Raw genomic sequence first — 19094 nt, 5'->3', positions numbered from 1 at the left:
TCTGGGTTTAGTCAGAGCAAGTCGAATCCATTTTCTACCAGTAAGTCCATTAATGCAGATTATTAAGTATACAAAGATCTAATATAACTTTGTCCAATAAATTTAATAGATAAAATATTTATTACACAATATCTGTATAAATAAACCTTTATATAAATGTCAGATTACAAAATTGGCTCCTGCGAACAACCTTAGAACCAATAAAGCTGAAACTCAAACAAAGAAATAACGTTGAAGTAAAAATTTTGACTTTTTATCCAACTGTCAGAGAAGACTATGAGAAGTGATAGCAAAGATAAGAAGTTTCAGGAGAGCGAAAAGCTGTACCGCATGCTATTCGATTACAGCATGGACGGCATCATCCTGACTGACCCGAGAGATGGGGGGAAAATCCTATCGGCTAATCCAGCCGCTTGCCGGATGCTTGGATGGACAGAACAAGAACTGATCGGCAAGGGACGCGATATAATGTTTGACCTGCGAGACCCGGGACTATCCAGCCTGCTGGACGAGCGTGCACGCTCCGGGTCGGCAAGAGCCCAGCTCACCTACAGGCGCAGGAACGGAACCACCTTCCCGGGAGAGGTAAGCACTGCTTTTTTCATTGATAACAATGGAGAGCCCCGGACAGTAGCTATCATCCGGGATATTACAGATCGTAAGCAAACAGAGGAAGCTCTTAGCCGTGAGCGAAGCTTGCTGGAAAGCGTCACACGGGCCACCGACTTAATGCTGGCACTTTTCGATCCGCAATTCAACTTTGTGTGGGTCAACCCCGCTTATGCTGAAGCATCCCAGATGAAGCCGGAGGAGATGGTCGGCAAGAACCATTTCGAATTATATCCTCACGAGGAAAACGAAGCTATTTTCATGAAGGTCCGGGACACCGGCGAAGGAGTATTCTACAAGGACAAGCCGTTTGTCTATCCCGATCATCCCGAACGAGGAGTCACCTATTGGGACTGGAGCCTGGAGCCGGTCAAAAATTCCGACGGGAACGTGACTGGCCTGGTCTTATCGTTACGTGAAACGACAAAATACAAGCAGGAAGAAAAAGCTCTACGTGAGGCTTATGAGAAAATCCAGACACAATCTGAGGAGCTGCAGGCTAGGACGGAAGAACTCCAGAAAGCTTATCAAGCGTTAAGTGAAAGCGAAGAGCACTACCGTATGCTCTTCACAAATATGACCGAGGGTTTTGCCCTTACAGATGTCATTTTTGATGAGGACAATAGGCCTTATGATTATCGCTACCTTGAGGTAAATCCTGCTTATGAGCTCAGTTTAGGTGTAAAGAAGGATCAGGTGTTAGGCAGAACTGTACTGGAATTGTTCCCCAAAACTGCCCCCACAACTATTGAAAAGTTTGGCGAAGTTGCGCACTCAGGCAAGTCAACGCATTTTAAGATCTTTAGCCAGGTGACGAATAAGTATGTTGATATTTATGCGTTCAGTCCTGAAAAGGGAAAGCTTGCATATATTTTCAGAGATATCACCGAGCGCAAGCAGATGGAGAAAGAGCTGCATGAGAGCGAAGAGCGCTTCGCGGTGGCTTTTCGAACCATTCCGGAAGCTCTGGTTATTAGCGACGTTGAAACGGGCCTGATTGTAGACGTCAATGACACTTGGACACGCCTTTGGGGTTACAGCCGCAAAGAATCCATTGGCCGCCGCTCAGCCGAACTTGGCATTTACGTTAACTTTGCAGACCGCGAGCGGTGCATGCGGATCCTTGAAAAAGAGGGACTGCTCCCGGAATTCGAAATTGAGCTCCGCACCAGGAAAGGCGATCTGCGGCATGCCGTAATCTCCACGGAAATATTGAAACTTCACGGTGGGCAGTTGATGCTCACCGTCATCCGCGACATTACCGAGCGTAAGCAGGCTGAGGAAGCTTTACGCGAGAGCGAGACGCGCTTCCGCACTATGTTCGAGGTACACGGTGCACCCATGCTGCTTATCGAGCCCGACAGCGGGCAGATTATCGACGCCAACGATGCGGCGGCCCGGTTCTACGAGTACTCGCGCGAGCAGTTGCGGGCGATGTGCATCGACCAGATAAACCAGCTGCCGCCCGAGGAAGTGACAGCCGAACGTTACAAGGCTGTGGAACACGGCAAGAACGTGTTCATCTTCCGGCACCGGCTTGCCAGCGGCGACGTCCGCTGGGTAGAGGTTTACTCTTCGCCAGTGACAATCAAGGGCCAGCCCATTCTTTTCTCGATCATCCACGACATCACACAGCGTAAACAGGCTGAGGAAGCTCTTCGAAAGAGTGAAGAAAGCTACCGCACTCTCTTTACAAACATGACCGAGGGTTTCTTACTTGCAGAAGTAATCAGCGATGAGAACGGTAAGCCTTATGACTACCGTTACCTTGAGATAAATCCTGTTTATGAATACAGTACAGGCTTAAAAAAAGAGCAGGTACTGGGTAAGTCTATTCTAGAGATCGTTCCCAATACGAGTCCAATACTGATCAAAAAGCTCGGCGAAACAGCGGTCTCAGGTGAGCCGACGTATTTTGAGATCTTTAGCCAGATAACAGGCAAGTATTTTGACACCTATGTCTTCAGTCCTGGAAAAGGGAAGGTTGCGGCAACTTTTAGAGATATAACAAAGAGAAAGCAGGCTGAAGAGGCACTCCGGGAGAGCGAGGAAAAGTACCGCAATATAGTAGAAACAGCCAACGAAGGTATATGGACAGTTGATCCTGAAGCCAGAACTACTTATGCCAATGAAAAAATGGCTGAGATGCTTGGATATACTCAGGAAGAAATGATTGGCAGACCTGCCTGGGACTTTACCAGCGGAGAAGGTAAGGTAACCGCCAGGCAGAACATGGAAAAAAGGGAGAAGGGTATCGATGAAGGCTACGAAATCAAATTAATACGAAAGGACGGATCGCCTCTGTGGGCGTTTGCAAACTGGAAATCTCTCTTTGACAAAAAGGGTAAGTTTATAGGCTCTATGGCGATGGTCACTGATATTACCGCAAGAAAAGAAGCAGAGACCAAGCTGAAAGAAACACTCGACAATTTAGACAAATTAGTTAAAGAACGAACAGTAGAGCTTCAGATAGCTTATGACTCGTTAAAAGAGAGCGAAAAAGAGCTTGCTGAAGCTCAAAAAATGGCTCATCTTGGGAATTGGTATCGGAGTATTATAACTGATAAAATATATTGGTCCGATGAGACTTATCGTATTTATGGCCTTAAGCCTCAAGAACTTGAGGTAAATTATAACTTATTTTTAAATTACGTGCATCCCGATGACCGAGACCACGTGGATAATGTTATAAAAAGAGCTTTGAACGACGAGCCCTATAGTATTGATTTCAGAATAATTTCAGCTAGTGGAGAAGAGCACGTGCTTCACTCACAGGGCGAAGTTATTTTTGATGAGAAAAATACCCCTATTGGAATGAGGGGAACAGTTCAGGATATTACCGAGCAAAAAAGGGCTGAAGAAGCCCTGGCAAGGATGGAAAAAATCCGTATAAAGGAAATCCATCACAGGATCAAGAATAACCTTCAGGTTATCTCATCCCTGCTTGATCTTCAGTCCGAAGCATTCTCTCATCTTGAGGTTTGTAAGGTTCCGGAGGTCATCGAAGCTTTTACGGAAAGCCAGAATCGGGTGATTTCTATGGCTCTTATTCATGAAGAGCTGTATAAGGGAGAAAAAATCGATACCCTTGACTTTTCAGCTTATCTGAGGAAGCTAACCGAAGACCTTTTCAGTTCATACAATCTGGGAGATAAAGATATCAATTTCAAGCTTGACCTTCAGCAGGTAGATCTTGGCATGGATACTGCAATTCCTCTTGGAATTATTGTAAATGAGCTGGTTTCAAACGCTTTTAATCATGCTTTTTCTGACCGCAGGGAAGGCGAGATCAAGATAAATCTGCGCAGAATTGAGCCCACAGACGCCGGAAGGGAGATCTCCAGTCCGGATAAAGACTGTATGGAAAAAGATGGCTTACAGTACACACTTACAGTAGCAGACAACGGAAGGGGTATTCCAGAGAAAATAGACTTCAGAGACACTGATTCTCTTGGCTTGCAGCTTGTAAATATTCTTGTTGAACAGATAGATGGCTGTGTTGAACTTAAAAGTGACAAAGGAACAGAATTCACCATATGGTTTAACAATATAGAGACATGAGCCAGCCATCTGAGTGATAACGAATATGGCAGAGTTTAAAGCTGTGTTTTTTAAAATCAGTTTAGAAGTAGATGGTAGGGTCTGAGTCCCTATTCTCAGGTCCCTACCTGCGATCCAACCCAAAGATTAAGAGGAAACCCTATTACTCTTAATCTAGACATATATAATGATCCGGTTATATATAGCATAACCGATACGAAACATTGTTTCTGACTTAAAACTTCAATATGATTGAAAAATTATATTATATCGAAAATTTTAATGAAATCAAAAATAATAGATGTATTAAAAGATTATAATAAAATTGAACTTATTTATGTCAAACTATTTTTTGCCTGGAAGCAATTTTTGATATAAATAATATGAAATAAGTTATAATATTACTCTGTTCTGTAATTGGGGAACAACTGGGGTATTATCATTAAATGAGGAATCTTCTGGGGATTGCTAATCCTTCTTCGAAGCAGTTTGCTTGGGGGAGCATAATCTTCGAGGAGATTTTATTGGGGGATACAATAGATGCAGAGCTTCCTGGATTCTTCTTACATTCCGATTTCTGCCTTTTTATGTGCCTCTTTATATTCTCAATTTTGATCCTGGTCTCTTGTATTTAATTCTCAGATCCGGATTTGTTGTTCTTCTCGAGAGCTAAGTATACTTTATCTAAGTTGGTATTATTGATGATATGTTATCCGAGAAAAATAATCTCTGAATTATTAAGTAAAACATCGACTAAAAGATGTAATATCCAGACGGTTTATTTCAACTGTTGATTCAAAAATCTCAGGAGTCTGTCGGATCAAATCAACTATATTTACTATTTTATTTACGATCAAAGATCCTTTTGACGAAAATTCCAGGTATATTCCAGGTATGCAGGAGATGAACATAGACTTTTTAAAAAGAATCCTGTGGATAAGTATTTATTAACATCCTTTTATACATTCTTATTTATATAGATCCCGAAGAATAAATTTAACTCTTTTAAAAAAATATAAGACTTATGAAATATAAACTGTATCTACAGGTAACTGTAGCTTAAGGCAAAAAAAGATTGAGGTAAAAACTTTTTGACTTCATACCCGATGTCGGAGAGGGATATGGTAAGTAACAGTAGAGTATCTGGTATTGGTATTATTGGAAACATACCCTGGGGAACTCATTTTTGTCAATTTTACCAGACAAAAGAAGATTTGATGGATATAGTTGTCCCCTATTTCAAAGCCGGACTGGAAAATAATGAATTATGTATATGGATAGTCTCGCAACTCCTTGAGGTAGAAGAAGCAAAGGAGGCCCTGAGAAGAGGTATTCCTGAGATAGAGGTTTATCTGGAGAAAGGGCAAATCGAGATAGTTTCCTACGTAGATTGGTATGTAAAAGATTATGTTTCCGAATCGGAGAAATCCTTAAAAAAGTGGATCGAAAAACTCAATCAGGCGGCTACCAGTAATTACGATGGCTTGAGATTGAGCGGGGACTCTTTCTGGTCAGAAACACATCGTCAGGACTTCATTTACTATGAGGGAGAGGTAGATAGTGTTATTGGCGAACATCGTATGGTAGTCCTGTGTACCTATTCTTTCCATAAGTGCAGTATAGCCGGGATTGCTGAGATAGTCTCAAACCATCAATTCGCTCTGGCTAAAAAGGAAGGAAAATGGGAGCGAATAGAGAATACCGGGCGAAAGAGAGCTGAAGAAGCCGAAATCAAGTTGAGAGAAGCATTTGAAAGCCTGGAGGAGAAAGTTAAAGAGCGTACAGCCGAGCTTGAGAAGGCTTATAATTCTTTGAAAGAGAGTGAAAAAGGGTTTGCAGAAGCCCAGAAAATAGCTCATATCGGAAGCTGGGACTGGAATATCGTAACAAATGAGTCATACTGGTCTGACGAAACCTATCGAATTATGGGATATAACCCTCAAGGATTCAAACCAAATTACGATGCTTTTTTAAGATATGTTCATCCAGATGATCGGAAATACGTAGATAAGGCGGTTAAACAGGCTTTAAATGGAAAGCCTTTCAACATCGATTTCAGAATAATTTCAGCTGATGGTATAGAATGCATAGTTAATGAACAGGGCAAAGTTGTCTTTGATGAAGAAAGGAATCCTGTTCGAATGAAAGGGACAGTTCAGGATATTACTGAACGGAAAAGGGCTGAAGAAGCCCTTGCAAAAATTGAAGAAGCTCGCATAAAAGAAATTCACCACAGGATCAAGAATAATCTTCAGATAATTTCTTCTCTGCTCAGCCTCCAGGCGGAAAAATTCAGTGATGTAGAGGTACTTGATGCTTTCAAGGATAGCCAGAACCGCGTAGCTTCAATGGCTCTAATTCATGAAGAACTCTTCAGAGGCAAAGGAACGGACAATCTGGATTTTGCAGCCTACATTCAGAAGCTTACCAGAGAACTTTTCAGCTCATATAATCTCAGAAATGAAGATATCAACCTGAAACTGAACCTTGAAGAGGCTTATCTTGGCATGGATACCGCAATTCCTCTCGGTATCATAATCAACGAGCTGGTCTCAAACTCTCTGAAACATGCTTTTCCGGATGGGAAGAAGTGGGAAATCAGTATAAACTTGAAGAAAACGGAAGACTTCAGCGTAAACAAACAGGACTCTAAGGCCGACTGCAAATGTGACCTGAACAAAGATTTCCAGTATATACTTACAGTATCAGACAACGGAAAAGGGATTCCAGAGGAAGTAGATCTCAGAGATCCTGATTCTCTGGGCCTGCAGCTTGTGAATATTCTTGTTGAACAGATAGATGGTTGTATCGAGCTCAGGAGAGATAAGGGAACAGAATTCGCTATCGGGTTTAACAATATCGGGAAATAAGCTTGAGAAATGAGACAACAACATTCGCCAATACGTGTTCGTGCCAGGAAAAGTGATCCGGTTAATTGCACAAACATAAAAATCTACGCTTTCTTTGAAATTTTCAACCTTAAAATATTATTTGTTTGAAAACAATTTTTGATATAAATAATTTAAAATAATTTAGGTTATTAGTATATTATGGAGTTGGGAAGTCGGAGTAGAGGGGTAAACTGGAATTTACCCATAGAAAATCGCCTGGAAGCCACTGATCTTTCTTCGAGCCCGTATGCTTGGGGGAGCATACCTTCGAAGAGACTGTATTGGGGGATGCAGTACGGGTCCGGGGTCTCCGGGCTTCTTCTTACCGTTTTTAAGCTGTTTTTGTCGCCTTTTTCTATTTTGCTTCCTTTTCTATTTTGCTTCCATTTCTACCTTGCTTTTTATCCTGCTTTCTTTTCTATGCTTCCATTTTTACCTTGCTTTCTATTTTGCTTTCTACTCTGCTTGATACTTTCCTTTTTGATCCTGGTCTGTGATAGGGTCTGTAAGATTGCCTATCGACAATCAGGTCAGAATTCTTAGTTTTAAGTAAAACCCCTGACTAAAACTGGAACGTTTTGAGACCTCCTTTGATCTGCAGCTTGTAATTATTCTTTTTGACCAGTTAAAGGCGGGGAAATAGAACTATAAAGGGACAGAAGTACCGGGATCAAGATAAAGTTCAATGTAGAGCAGAGTTAAGGAAACTTACGGGAGTGAAAAAAGGCTAGAGATATGCGGCGCACCGGCAATCAATTGTTTCCGAAGAAAACAAGTAGCAGGATAAAGATAAAAGCTAGCGGGGTGATTGATCCAGATGCAAGCCAGAGTACTGGTGGCTTATGCTTCCAGATATGGTTCAACTCAGGAAGTGGCCGAAACAATCGCGGCAACAATGCACGAAAGTGGGCTTATGGTAGATCTTAAGTCCATGAAAGAGGTAAAGTCTCTCGAAGGATACGCTGCGGTAGTGCTGGGGGCACCACTCTATACGCTTCACTGGCACAAACAAGCACACAGCTTCCTGTCGAGACATCGTGAAGCCCTTACAAAGCAGCCAGTGGCGGTTTTCGCGCTCGGCCCGCTTCATGATGACGAAAAGGAGTGGGAAGAAGTGCGCTCCCAGCTCGATAAGGAGCTTGCGAAATCTCCCTGGTTTACACCTATAGCTGTTGAAATATTTGGCGGTAAGTACGACCCGGAGAAGCTGCGCTTTCCTGACAACCTGATTGCCAGGCTGCCGGCAAGCCCCTTAAACAAAATGCCAGCAAGCGACGTGCGAGATTGGACGGCAATTCGCACCTGGGCGAATAACCTTGCCGTGCAGCTTCAATCGGCTTTGCCAGAATAAGAAGGGTTCAAAATGAGAATATAAAAATAAAAATCAGATTTAAAATTCAAGTTCAAGTCCAACTGGACAATGATCTGAGCCCATTATGTCTGCGTAAATCGGGGCAGACTTTACATTGTTCCGCAGGTTTTCGCTTACGAAGAAATAGTCCAGGCGCCAGCCGACATTTCTTTTGCGTGCGCCGGTTCTCACTGACCACCAGGAATAATTTCCGCCTTCAGGATTGAACATGCGGAAGGTATCAATATAGCCGGCAGCAAGGAATTTATCCATCCATGCCCGCTCTTCAGGAAGAAAACCGGAAATCATTTCGTTTTGCCTGGGGCGGGCAAGGTCAATCTCTTTATGGGCGGTATTAACATCCCCGCAGATGACAAGCTTTTTGCCCTCTGCCTTGAGTGCGTTTGCATAGTCCAAAAAGGCATCGTAAAAGTCCATTTTGTATTCCAGGCGCTCCTGAGAGGCTTTGCCGTTAGGGAAGTAGATATTCATTAAGGTAAAGTCCTCGTAGTCGGCCCGCAGGAAGCGGCCTTCCCTGTCAAATTTTTCGATTCCCATGCCGGTTTCGATATTCAGGGGCTTTCTCTTTGAAAAGACTCCAACCCCGCTGTAACCGTTCTGTTCTGCCGAAACAAAGTAATTATAGTATCCCGGAATGTTTTTGGCTTCCCTTGGGAGTTTATCAGGAGAAACTTTAGTTTCCTGAATGCAGACAATATCAAATTTCTGTTCCAGCAAAAGCTCAAGAAACCCTTTTTTCATTGCAGCCCGAAGGCCGTTTACGTTCCAGGAAATAAGGTTGCAGTGGCCAGACATTTTCTATCCCTGATTGTATTTCAGAATTTGATTTGCGTTATCAGGAAGTTCACAGCAGCAGGAAGTTATCAAATTAAATTGTAACTAAATTGAAATCAAATTAAAGTTAACCGGACTGGAATTGAACTTACTGAACCGAAATTAAACCCTAACTGAACTGAAACTGAACTGAAACTGAACTGGAATTAAATTGAAAATAAATTGAAAATAATTCAAATTCTTAGTAAATAAATCCTCCTTATTTAGCCAGCAAATAATCTCAGCAAATATTCTTTATGCAGGTCAAACGCGAACAAAATGAAAAAATAAAATAATACTTCAGATAATTATTGAGAAAAATCGCTTAAGATACAGAATGACCTTCATTCAGTAATTGAGAAGGTTTAGACTTAAACAGCAGGGAAATTTATGGATTTAATAAAAATTGCCTGTATTATGCTTGCAGTTGCGCTCTTTCTGGGAATCCTTACCAGCGGGGGTAAGGATGAAATGCCAGCAGTCTCAGCCGAGCTTGAAGGTGAAACCATAGGCTCGGACGTCAGTGGAGTAGCCGGCGCTGTGCAGGCTGAGGAAGAAAGTGAGATGTCCGAACCTGCTGTTTCAAAGCCTGGGCCAGACCCCCTTACTCTGGAAAAGGGGGAGAGTAAGCTGGCAGGCGAAAGAAAGAATATCGAAAGCAAGGTAAGAGCTACAGTCAGGCTCATTGAAGCCCAGGGAGCAGAATTGTTTCCCTCATTCCGGGAGGAAGGTTCTCCCTGGTTCCAGGACGGCTTCTGTATTTTTGTCTGGACCGCGGATGGGACCCAGCTAGTCTGCCCTTCAGACCAGAGCCGCGAAGGCAAGAATATCAAAGGGCTTAAAGATGCGGACGGCAGGCCCATTGGAGAACTCTTTATCGAAACGGCCCTGAGTAAAGATGGTGAAGGCTGGATCGAGTATAACTGGCAGGATAGAAACAGTTCCGAGCCTTACCGTAAGTGTACTTTCGTCAAAAAGGTCTCTTCCGGAGGAGAAACTTACATCGCAGGGGCCGACCTGTACCTGGAGAATTATATCGTTTGCAGGAATCTTGAAGCGTGCAAATACACTGACGAACCCGGAAACCTTCAAATTGCCGAGCTCTTGAACCCCCTAAGTCTAGACAGGAACCTTGAGCTTAACTGTAGCATAGCCCATTCCATTATAAACCCCGGAAAAAATGCTGCATCCCATATTGTGAAAGATCCCGAAATCCATTATATCCTTGAAGGACAGGGCCTGCTTTATATTGACGGAATCCCGGTAGAGATACGTCCGGACCAGCTCGTATACATCCCTGCTGGTGCAGTCCAGACGACATACAATACCGGTGATACGACTCTCAAATTCCTGATTATAAACCAGCCTGCAAGATCAGAACACAGCGCAGAGATACTCGATTAAAGAAATAAAATTGGGCAAGAAAAAATAAATTGGACTGAGAAAAGAAAAAGTATGGGTTAAAAAGAAGTAAGAACAGACTAAAAAAGAAGTAAGAACAGACTAAAAAAGAGGTAAGAACAGACTAAAAAAGAAATAAAATTGGGCTAAGGGAAGGAACAAAATTAGGCTAGAAAAAGGAATAAGATTGCATTACGGATAAGACCGCAACTACTGAAGGGATTCGGGGTCAATCTCGTATACAAAATGCAGGCCCCAGCTATCAAGGGTGCCTTCGTGCTTTTCTGCCAGGTCTGCAATTTTCAGGGTCCAGATTCCCTGCATCTCTCTACTTATGGCAAGCCGAAAGTTCTCATCGGTCTCAGTACTGAATACTTTGAATATTTTTTTGAGTTCTTTTTTGCCGGATTCCATCCTGTTAAGCAGGGTCAGCTTCTCTCCCGAAGGCATAACAAGTTCCGCATTGAGATCCCCGATAAAGGGGTGAGTGATCTCAAGAGAAACCTCAAGCCTTAAGATTTTTCCCGGCCTTTCGATTTCGATCCGGCTTTTTATTCCGGCAGGGTCGGCATCCGGAATTAGAAGCCAGAGGAAAATTTCCCTTTTAAGCTCTTCCTTCTCAGCTTCCTGTACCAGGAATTTAATTCCCCAGCTCAGGAAAGAACCTGTGTTTCCTGTCGAATAATCAGCCACGCTAAGGCTCCATTCCCCCTGAACTCTCTCCCCTATGCAGACCATGAGGCCAGGTACGGAACCCACATTATAGGTTCTGGCAAGGCTTTTATCCTTTCTTGCCAGCCGGTCGTGCAGGACTATACCTTTCCCTATTGGGGTATTCAGGACAACCCTGATATCCCTAAGATAGGAATGTTCGATATTTACACTGACCCGTATATCTTTTACAAGCCCGTCTTCAGGAAAATAAATGGAACTTACTATACCTTCAGGGTTCATGTCCGGGATAGGAACTTCAGGAAAGGTTGTCTTTTCAACCGGTATAAGGTCTCCTTCCGGTCTCCCAAGGCCGACCGCAGCCCAGGCATTCCTGATTGCCGCATATTCTGGCCCCTTTTCCCCGTACAACTGGCGGCAAGCGTTTAACAGGGCGTACCTGGCCTCGCGGAAAGTCCACCTGCTGAGAGTTGCACTGTGCAGGTAAGCAGTAAGGGCAAGGTAATAGATCTTTTCGGCTTTCTTTCTGGAAATTCCTTTGACCTTTATCCCGTAATGTTTTCCGCCTTCTATGATCAGGTAAGCTACCTTATTAGGAATTCCACTGTTTTGATGGATATACCCGCTCTGGTTTCTGTCCAGGTCAGGAATTTCTCCGGGAGCAAGCCGTATGCAGTTGTCAATATGGTCAGGCTGTCCGAAGCGCGGAGGATCGGAAAGGTCCCTCAGGGCATCCCCTTCGTGATAAGGTGTGTAAACGCCTTCCCCGATTTCCCAGCTTGTTATCTTCTCTCCGTTTGAAATTAGGATTGCAAATACGTCGGCAAAGGACTCATCAAGCGCTCCCGCTTCTTCGCTGTACACGAACCTGGCTGTGTGCGCGGCAACTGCATGGGTCAGCTCATGGGCTACGATATCGAGCGCAAACGCCATAGGCTTCCAGCGAAACCCGTCCCCGTCCCCGAAGACAAGCTGCTTGTGGAAGTCGCTCCAGAAAGAGTTATTATACCGCTGCTGGAAGTGAACCGTGGAAACCAGAGGAGAACCCTTATTATCATAACTGTCCCTTCCGAAGTTGTTTTTGAAATAACTGTATACGATTGCCATATTTTCGTGGGCTGCCCTTGCCACCTCATCAGCCGCTGCCTGGTCATCTTCGAGCACCAGTTCCCCTGGAAGGAAAGCTTCGGTCTTTGCACTGTACGTTTTTCTCGAGAGTGCAGCCCGGATCTGAGAAAACTTATAGAGCTGTTCCCCGGTATGTGCATCAATGAAATGAAACCTTCCTGCAAATCCGCTGGCAAAGATCGACTCGACCTGCCAGGCCAGATGAAGCTTATTTTTGCGGTCTCTAAAAAGCATAAGCCTTGAACGGGGAATTGTAATAGCCTGATCCGGACCGATGTCCTGACGGACGAGTTCAATAGCTTCTTCCCTTTTGATTTTCGGCTCCAGCTCAACCGACACTTCCGCAAGCCTGAAATCCTTGTACGCTATCACCTGCCCCTCAGGGTTTATGTGAACCTGGACCGAACCCTCAAACACAGGAATACTTTTGAGATGCTGGAGGAAAATCACATGGTGGAATCCGGAGAAATCCGTCTCTGTCGTGAAGAATTCAAGGTTTTCTTCAAGCCCCTGCTGCATATCCGAAAGCTCCCGGTATTCTTCCAGAAACTCTCTCGCTATTTCATCAGGGCTTTCGGCTGACGGCTTCAAAAGAGTGCCTTTGATAAATCTCGGAATTTTCATCCCGGTGTCCCAGAAAATTTCATATTCAGGGTCAATTTCCTTCAGTTTTTCGGCAGCTTTTATCTGCTTTTCATTCAATCCCCTCATATTTTCCCCATATCTTAATTTCCTTTCTCGATATATCCCCTTTTCATCCTGAATTTATCCCGGAACTTATCCTGGATTTATCCTGACCTGCCGCAAAAAAGTATAATTATAAAGCTTTGAAAGCCGGAGAAAGGAAAAGAAAGTAACTGGGAAGTAGATTGAGTAGATTGAAAGGATCGAACATACAGGAAAGATAAAGCAAAAAAACATTAAGAAAAATAAAAACAGTAGTAAAAATGAAAATGAGTAAAAAAGTGAAAAATAGTAATAAAAATCAAATTGCGGGCGGCCACCCCACCCTAAAGGATGGGGTATGCTTCGGGACGCCCGCCCGGTTACTTGGGGACAGATGATTAAGTATCCTTTAACAAGGTTTCCTTAACATAAGTGATTGAAATTTTGGCCTCGGTTTCCTGTCCGATTTACTATCTCTATACAAGGAAACTATGGTTTAGATATTTAAAGAGAAATACGAAGAGGCGAGGGTTCACTTCATCCCCTACCTAAAGGAAGGGGTATTCGTGACCCTCTGCGCTCCCGTAGTAATAAAGCAAAAAAACAGTAATAAAAATAGAGAATGAGTAATAAAAATATGTAGTAAGAAAAATAAAAAGAGTGATAAGAATAAAAAGAGTGAAAAAGAATGATGGATAAGAACTGAAAAATAAGGACAGAATCTAAAAGATTAAAAGCAGCAAGGATTTCAGACTAAACCTTAACTTTGGCTGAATTAAGCATCAGAAGGTACTGGCCAGATTGATATATAAAAAAAGTTATATTTAAGTCCATGAGGGTTATCCAGAGCCTGAATACGTTCATTCTTCTGTTTTTGATATTTTTTACCGCATACATCAGGTACTTAACCGATTTTTTTGATGAGAACAGCGCCATTTTGGATTCTCTTCTGGCTTCGTTAATTGTTGTCCTTCTTGCCTATACTATAAACTCTCTTGCCGGAAATTTTATCCAGAAAAAAGTGATGACTGCCAGAGATCGATATACTCTGCGCAAAACCATATCTATTGTCGTCACAGTTCTTGCTTCGGCTTCATTTTTTGCAATCTGGGTTGAAAGAACCAGCACCCTTATCATTGCCTATGGGATTCTGAGTGCTGGCATTGCAATAGCACTTCAAGACCTTCTCAAAGGCATAGCCGGGGGAATTCTTATAATCACATCCAACCCATTTAACGCCGGCGATAGAATCCAGATCGGGGACAATATAGGCGATGTACTGGATATCGGGAATTTCAGCACCAAGCTTATGGAGATTAAGGAGTGGGGAAATTCGGACCAGTACACGGGCAGGATAATTCAGCTCCCTAATAGCTTTGTCCTTTCCCAACCGATCAAAAATTATACTCGGGACTTTTCTTTCATCTGGGACGAAATACGGATTATGCTTATCTATGGAAGCGACTGGAAAAAAGCCCAGGAAATTATCCTCAAAGTTGCAGACCCCATAGTCAAGGAATTTGAACCCAGGGCAAAAGAAGAACTCCTGAACATGGAAGGGAAATACTTTCTAGCCACTTATGATGTGCAAACCGGCATCTACACGTCGATCAGTGAGAACTGGATAGAACTGAGATTCAGGTACGTGGTCGAACCAAGGAAAAGAAGAGCAGTCAATAACCTTTTGACCTCAAAGCTTCTGGAAGCTTTCGAAAAAGAAGAGGATATTGTTGTAGGGACTATAACCAGTATTGGTGCAAGGAAACCTTCCGGTAAAGAAGAAAAAACAGATGTGAAGTAAAATTAACTTCTCTGTTTTCTACTTCTCTGTTTTCTACTTCTCTGTTTTTTACTTCTCTGTTTTTACTTCTCTGTTTTTACTTCTCTCTTTTTACTTCTCTGCTTTACGGAAAAGGAAACAACTGAAAGTAAAGGGAATCTCTTTCCGGAAAAAATGACATAAAACTGGAAAAAACAAGAAATACATTTTCCATAAGAAAAAAGATAATAAAGTATACCTGAGCACGCCAAACCTTCGGTATAAAGAAAATTCTGGATTAGATAAAGACAAAAAGCTAAAATCTATTTCAGACAACTTCAACATTAAGTGTGAAATTATCCTCCGTGCCTGTTGTATCTTCCCAGGGTCGTTTGTATATCCCTTTTACCTGCTGGCTGCCTGGAGTTACAGCTTTTAGTTCCCATTGACGAGTTCCCGGAACCCCAGTATAACCTTCAGAAGCCGGATCCTGAGTATATTCATCGCTTAGAATGCTGAGTCCCTGACTCAGGTTAAGTTGCCAGGAATAGCCTGTTGACGGGTTTTCCCTGAGCTTAAGGAAAAAAGTCTCTCCATTTTTGAGATTTATGATTGTTCCGTTGTCAGCTTCGGTTATTACCTGCTCTGTTTCCATGGTTGCATTATCCGTTTGATTCTGTTCGGAATCATTATCCGTGTCATTTTGTCCGTTATCAACACAGCCGGAAAGGATAACTGCACAGATAAGACCGAAAAGTGCCATTATTTTTAAACTTTTAAAAAATTTAGAAAAATTAGTATCCATTGATCTTCTCATCTATTTGCCTCCTGTATCCTCAGAAAAATATAACCTTCGAAATTTGCAATGCATAGTCAGTATATTGAGCAAGGTGAATATGTTGAATGATAAATGTCGAACAATTATAGTAAGGATTTCGCACTTGAATTGTAGAAATTTACCGAACACCTTTACTGAACATTTTCTCTGCCGAATATTTCCTCAAAGGTTGGCTCACCGAGAGCAAGAGCTTCTTCTACTGGCATTGCTCTCTTCATCACCGTATTTAAATCAGGAACCGCGCCAGCTGCTACCACTTCTCCCTCCGTTGATGCCTTTGTGTTCTGAACTTCATCAAACTCATCCTTAAGAGCCTGAACCACTCTTCGTCTATCCACCCTGGTGAGATCAGGGGAGGTCATAGCAGCCACAATAGCTACTCTTAAAAGAGTGTGTGCCCTTTCACTTTCCCCATTCAACAGTGCGCTTATGGCTTCATTGAAAGGTACGCTGATATTGGTGAGGCCATCCATATCATCCCTCTGCTCTCGGCTCTCGATCCGGAAGAGCATGTAAGTGAATCCAGTTAACGGCTTGCTGTTATTAACACTGGTTCCATAGCAGAGCATATCGTTTACAACCCACAGTTTCTTTGCATCTAGCTCACTACGCTGGGCCAGTATCGCAGCTATGTATCCAGCTTTCAGGTTGTTTGAACCGCCGCCTTCTTTTCCGACAAACGCCTGATGCAAACCCAGATGGAGAGCCCCATTGCTCACACCGAGAAGCTCTTCAACTCCCTTCGAAATGGGCTCAGCAACATTAAGAGCCGCAGATAGCTGTGGTATAACGAGTATACTTGCAAAATCTCCCATTACTTTGATAAATCGGTTAAGATAATTCGCTCCCTGCATTGCCAGCAGCCCTGCTGTGATCTCCACGACTCCTCCGTTAAAAGGCATCAGTGAAGTCATGGGATAATTCAGCTGAATCACTTTACCCAGGTTGCTGGAGTTTATATCTTTGAGGTTTAAAGAGCCTGCAACATAGGGAAGATTTATCTCCTGAGTTCCGAACTGAAAGCGAATGATTGAGTGAACTACCGGATACCAGCTTTTAAACCACTCCCGGTCCTTAGCGAGAAACATTTCACTGAGCCATAATCTAAAGTATTTCTTGCCGCCTTCAAGCGGTTCTTTATCGTAATTGGCACCATTTACATGGTCAAAATCGATCGGTACATACAGATATTTCCTTGAATTTCTATCAAACAATTCGGTTATTATATCAAATAGAGACGTATTCTTACCCCCTTAAGCTGGATTCTAAAAATTTTTCTTAAAAAATGATTACCAAACTAATTACTTTTAGTAATTCTCATTATTTTTGCCACACTGATAGCGCTCGCTATAATCCCTGGTCCCCCATCAAGGATGTTTTGCAAGGTGATCGTCTTGAAGATAAATTATAGCCGATCTCCGCATGAGCACTGGGTCAGTAAATCTACAGGTTACTCAGGTTGAATTAAACGGCGCTGGATTTTTAACGTCCCTTTGGGGTTCGAAAGCACGTACATAGTCTGGTTATCTTTCATTAATCCGGTGTAAAAACTCTTGGCAAACTCCAGTACTGGCGCGTTCTGTGACCCCCACGTAGTACCAGTAAAGGCGCTAGCTCCGCTTTATTGACCACCCGATTGACCTATCCGCCTGATCCAGTAAACTAAACCCCATTTTGACTCTTTCTTACGCATTAATGAAACTAACGGTTTCGCCGTAGAATACCAAAAAGTTGTGATATTCCTGGTCCCAGAGATCCCCAGATAATAGTATAGGTGAGCTGCCAGAACAGGTTGGGCAACTAAAACCTTCCACCCAAAAATATAGCCAAGTACCAAAATTTCTTAACCAATCTCAAGTAAAAGGTTAACCACAGAAAGCACGGAAAACACAGAATAAAGGAAAATAGGGGCACAATTCTTCCGTATATAAAGTAAGTCAAAATAGCTAGATCTTGTTTTTTTATTTACTAAGATTTCTCTTTTTAGTAACTGACGGTCCATTATAGTCAAAAAATAAGATTTAAGTATTTGAAATATAAGTATTGATAGTACATCTTTTTTCTTGAATCGTAAACTATAGAATATTTTTTCTCGACAATCAGGCAATCCTCTTAATCATCTTATTATAAAATGAAAAACAAATTCTATCCGGTGACAGGAATATGACTCTCACTGTAGGTATAAAAGGCGATTTCACACCTCAGGAGGTAAGTGAGGTCATCCGTGGAGCGCTGGAGCAGAATCAGCGTGTGGCTAAATACAAAATAAAAAAGTACCTGGAAGTTTGTGAAGATTTCGAGAAAAAATATGAGATGGACTCGGATCTTTTTATGGAGAAATTTGATTCCGGAAAACTTGGGGACGATGATGACTTTTTTGGCTGGTATGCAGCGAAAAGAGGATTCGACATCTGGAATAAGAGGCTAAAAATTATCTCGGGGATCCAGATATGAATTTGAGAGATTACTATCTAAATCTGAGAACTACAGGATTTTTACCGACTCTTCGTATGAACATATGATGACCAGGACGTTCTTTTCTTGCTTTTAGACCAACCTCTCTAAATTGGTCACCAACAGATGCGAAGTCATTAGCATCAATATCTATGGCTATTATTTTCCCATCATATAGACTCTCCCATTCTTCTTTATGGGCTTCATAGATATGTTTTGCTTTTTCACCAGCTTCATCAGCTTCTAACATATGCTCACCACTTTATATGGGAAATATTTGCTTTACTACGTAAATAATACTTTCTCTTTGCGGTACTGTCAAGGCTACACGGGCTAAGAAATTTTTCAGCTACGGTTGGCCTATAAAGTATCTAGCACCCGTCAATTTGGCAGAACCGAAGCCGATATGGAAGATAATATTGCAGGTTCTCTACAGATTACATAAAAATTATAATCTGCTCTCAGTATATAGACAGGATAACTTCTATTGAAAAAAGAATAGTGGAAGTATAATTCTAGTTTTATCCCTTGATTTTTATATTGAAAAATTCCTTTTTCGAGCAAAATTTCTCACAATTACTAGGGTTTGTTTTCTTTTTTGTTCCACCGTTTATAAAAATATGCTTATTTTCTTAGATTTACCGCTTGTTATGGATTGCTAAGTCATATCAAAAAATATACTTATAATCAATTCCCCGCCAGCAGTCAACGATTTTAGCTGATGCTGATTATTATTTCATCCGTTCTCCAAAAGTAGAAGTTAATTTTATCAGGATATGACTATATATCTTAGTTTTTAGCTCTATTTTTATGTGACTCAATATAAAAAAGCAAAATACATCTACTGTATCACAAATTTTGCTGAAAATGCGGAAGCTATAAAACGAAGTATATCTAAATAGTAAATGGAGATACTCTCTGATAAAAGCATATGCTTACCTAAGGCCTTTC

11 protein-coding genes are annotated in these 19094 nt (G+C 42.1%); 6 read left to right on the top strand and 5 right to left on the bottom strand.

Annotation, left to right across the window (positions count from 1 at the left end; translation table 11 throughout):
* Positions 1–276: 276 nt before the first annotated feature.
* The 3 genes from ACPK8D_RS06320 to ACPK8D_RS06310 all read left to right on the top strand — a co-directional run bounded on the left by ACPK8D_RS06320 (position 277) and on the right by ACPK8D_RS06310 (position 8391).
* The gene (locus ACPK8D_RS06320; protein ID WP_424716999.1) at positions 277–4170 is read left to right on the top strand and encodes a PAS domain S-box protein; all 3894 of its coding nucleotides are present in this window, start codon (positions 277–279) and stop codon (positions 4168–4170) included.
* A 1100-nt stretch (positions 4171–5270) separates the two neighbouring features.
* A complete protein-coding gene (locus ACPK8D_RS06315; RefSeq protein WP_424716998.1) occupies positions 5271–7019 on the top strand; it encodes an MEDS domain-containing protein in 1749 nt (582 codons plus the stop codon).
* Between the two features lie 838 nt (positions 7020–7857).
* Complete coding sequence (locus tag ACPK8D_RS06310) at positions 7858–8391, top strand: flavodoxin domain-containing protein (protein WP_424716997.1); 534 nt, start codon at positions 7858–7860, stop codon at positions 8389–8391.
* A gap of 39 nt (positions 8392–8430) precedes the next feature.
* Here the strand turns inward: ACPK8D_RS06310 and ACPK8D_RS06305 are convergent, their stop codons facing one another.
* Positions 8431–9207 (bottom strand): exodeoxyribonuclease III, encoded by a 777-nt coding sequence (locus ACPK8D_RS06305; protein WP_424716996.1) that lies wholly within the window; start codon positions 9205–9207, stop codon positions 8431–8433.
* Positions 9208–9615: 408 nt separating this feature from the next.
* Between ACPK8D_RS06305 and ACPK8D_RS06300 the strand changes: the two genes are divergently transcribed.
* Positions 9616–10629, top strand: coding sequence for a cache domain-containing protein (locus ACPK8D_RS06300; protein WP_424716995.1), 1014 nt, complete (start codon positions 9616–9618; stop codon positions 10627–10629).
* 207 nt (positions 10630–10836) lie between these two features.
* On the opposite strand, the gene ACPK8D_RS06295 is transcribed toward ACPK8D_RS06300, so the two are convergent.
* Positions 10837–13137: a M4 family metallopeptidase gene (locus ACPK8D_RS06295; protein WP_424716994.1), complete on the bottom strand. Its 2301-nt coding sequence runs from the start codon at positions 13135–13137 to the stop codon at positions 10837–10839.
* Positions 13138–13924: 787 nt separating this feature from the next.
* Between ACPK8D_RS06295 and ACPK8D_RS06290 the strand changes: the two genes are divergently transcribed.
* Positions 13925–14893: a mechanosensitive ion channel family protein gene (locus ACPK8D_RS06290; RefSeq protein WP_424716993.1), complete on the top strand. Its 969-nt coding sequence runs from the start codon at positions 13925–13927 to the stop codon at positions 14891–14893.
* Between the two features lie 286 nt (positions 14894–15179).
* Here ACPK8D_RS06290 and ACPK8D_RS06285 read toward each other — a convergent pair whose 3' ends face one another.
* Together ACPK8D_RS06285 and ACPK8D_RS06280 are read right to left on the bottom strand one after the other, a co-directional pair.
* Complete coding sequence (locus tag ACPK8D_RS06285; protein ID WP_424716992.1) at positions 15180–15614, bottom strand: protease inhibitor I42 family protein; 435 nt, start codon at positions 15612–15614, stop codon at positions 15180–15182.
* A gap of 206 nt (positions 15615–15820) precedes the next feature.
* Positions 15821–16903, bottom strand: a complete 1083-nt coding sequence (locus tag ACPK8D_RS06280; RefSeq protein WP_424716991.1) for a hypothetical protein — start codon at positions 16901–16903, stop codon at positions 15821–15823.
* Positions 16904–17852: 949 nt separating this feature from the next.
* On the opposite strand from ACPK8D_RS06280, the gene ACPK8D_RS06275 reads away from it, so the two are divergent.
* Complete coding sequence (locus ACPK8D_RS06275; protein WP_424716990.1) at positions 17853–18143, top strand: hypothetical protein; 291 nt, start codon at positions 17853–17855, stop codon at positions 18141–18143.
* 13 nt (positions 18144–18156) lie between these two features.
* Here ACPK8D_RS06275 and ACPK8D_RS06270 read toward each other — a convergent pair whose 3' ends face one another.
* The gene (locus ACPK8D_RS06270) at positions 18157–18393 is read right to left on the bottom strand and encodes a hypothetical protein (RefSeq protein ID WP_424716989.1); all 237 of its coding nucleotides are present in this window, start codon (positions 18391–18393) and stop codon (positions 18157–18159) included.
* Positions 18394–19094: the final 701 nt, after the last annotated feature.

This window comes from Methanosarcina sp. (assembly GCF_049706645.1).
GTDB lineage: Archaea > Halobacteriota > Methanosarcinia > Methanosarcinales > Methanosarcinaceae > Methanosarcina.
Note: the sequence above shows the minus strand (reverse complement) of the source record. Positions and strands in the feature narration are given on the sequence as shown.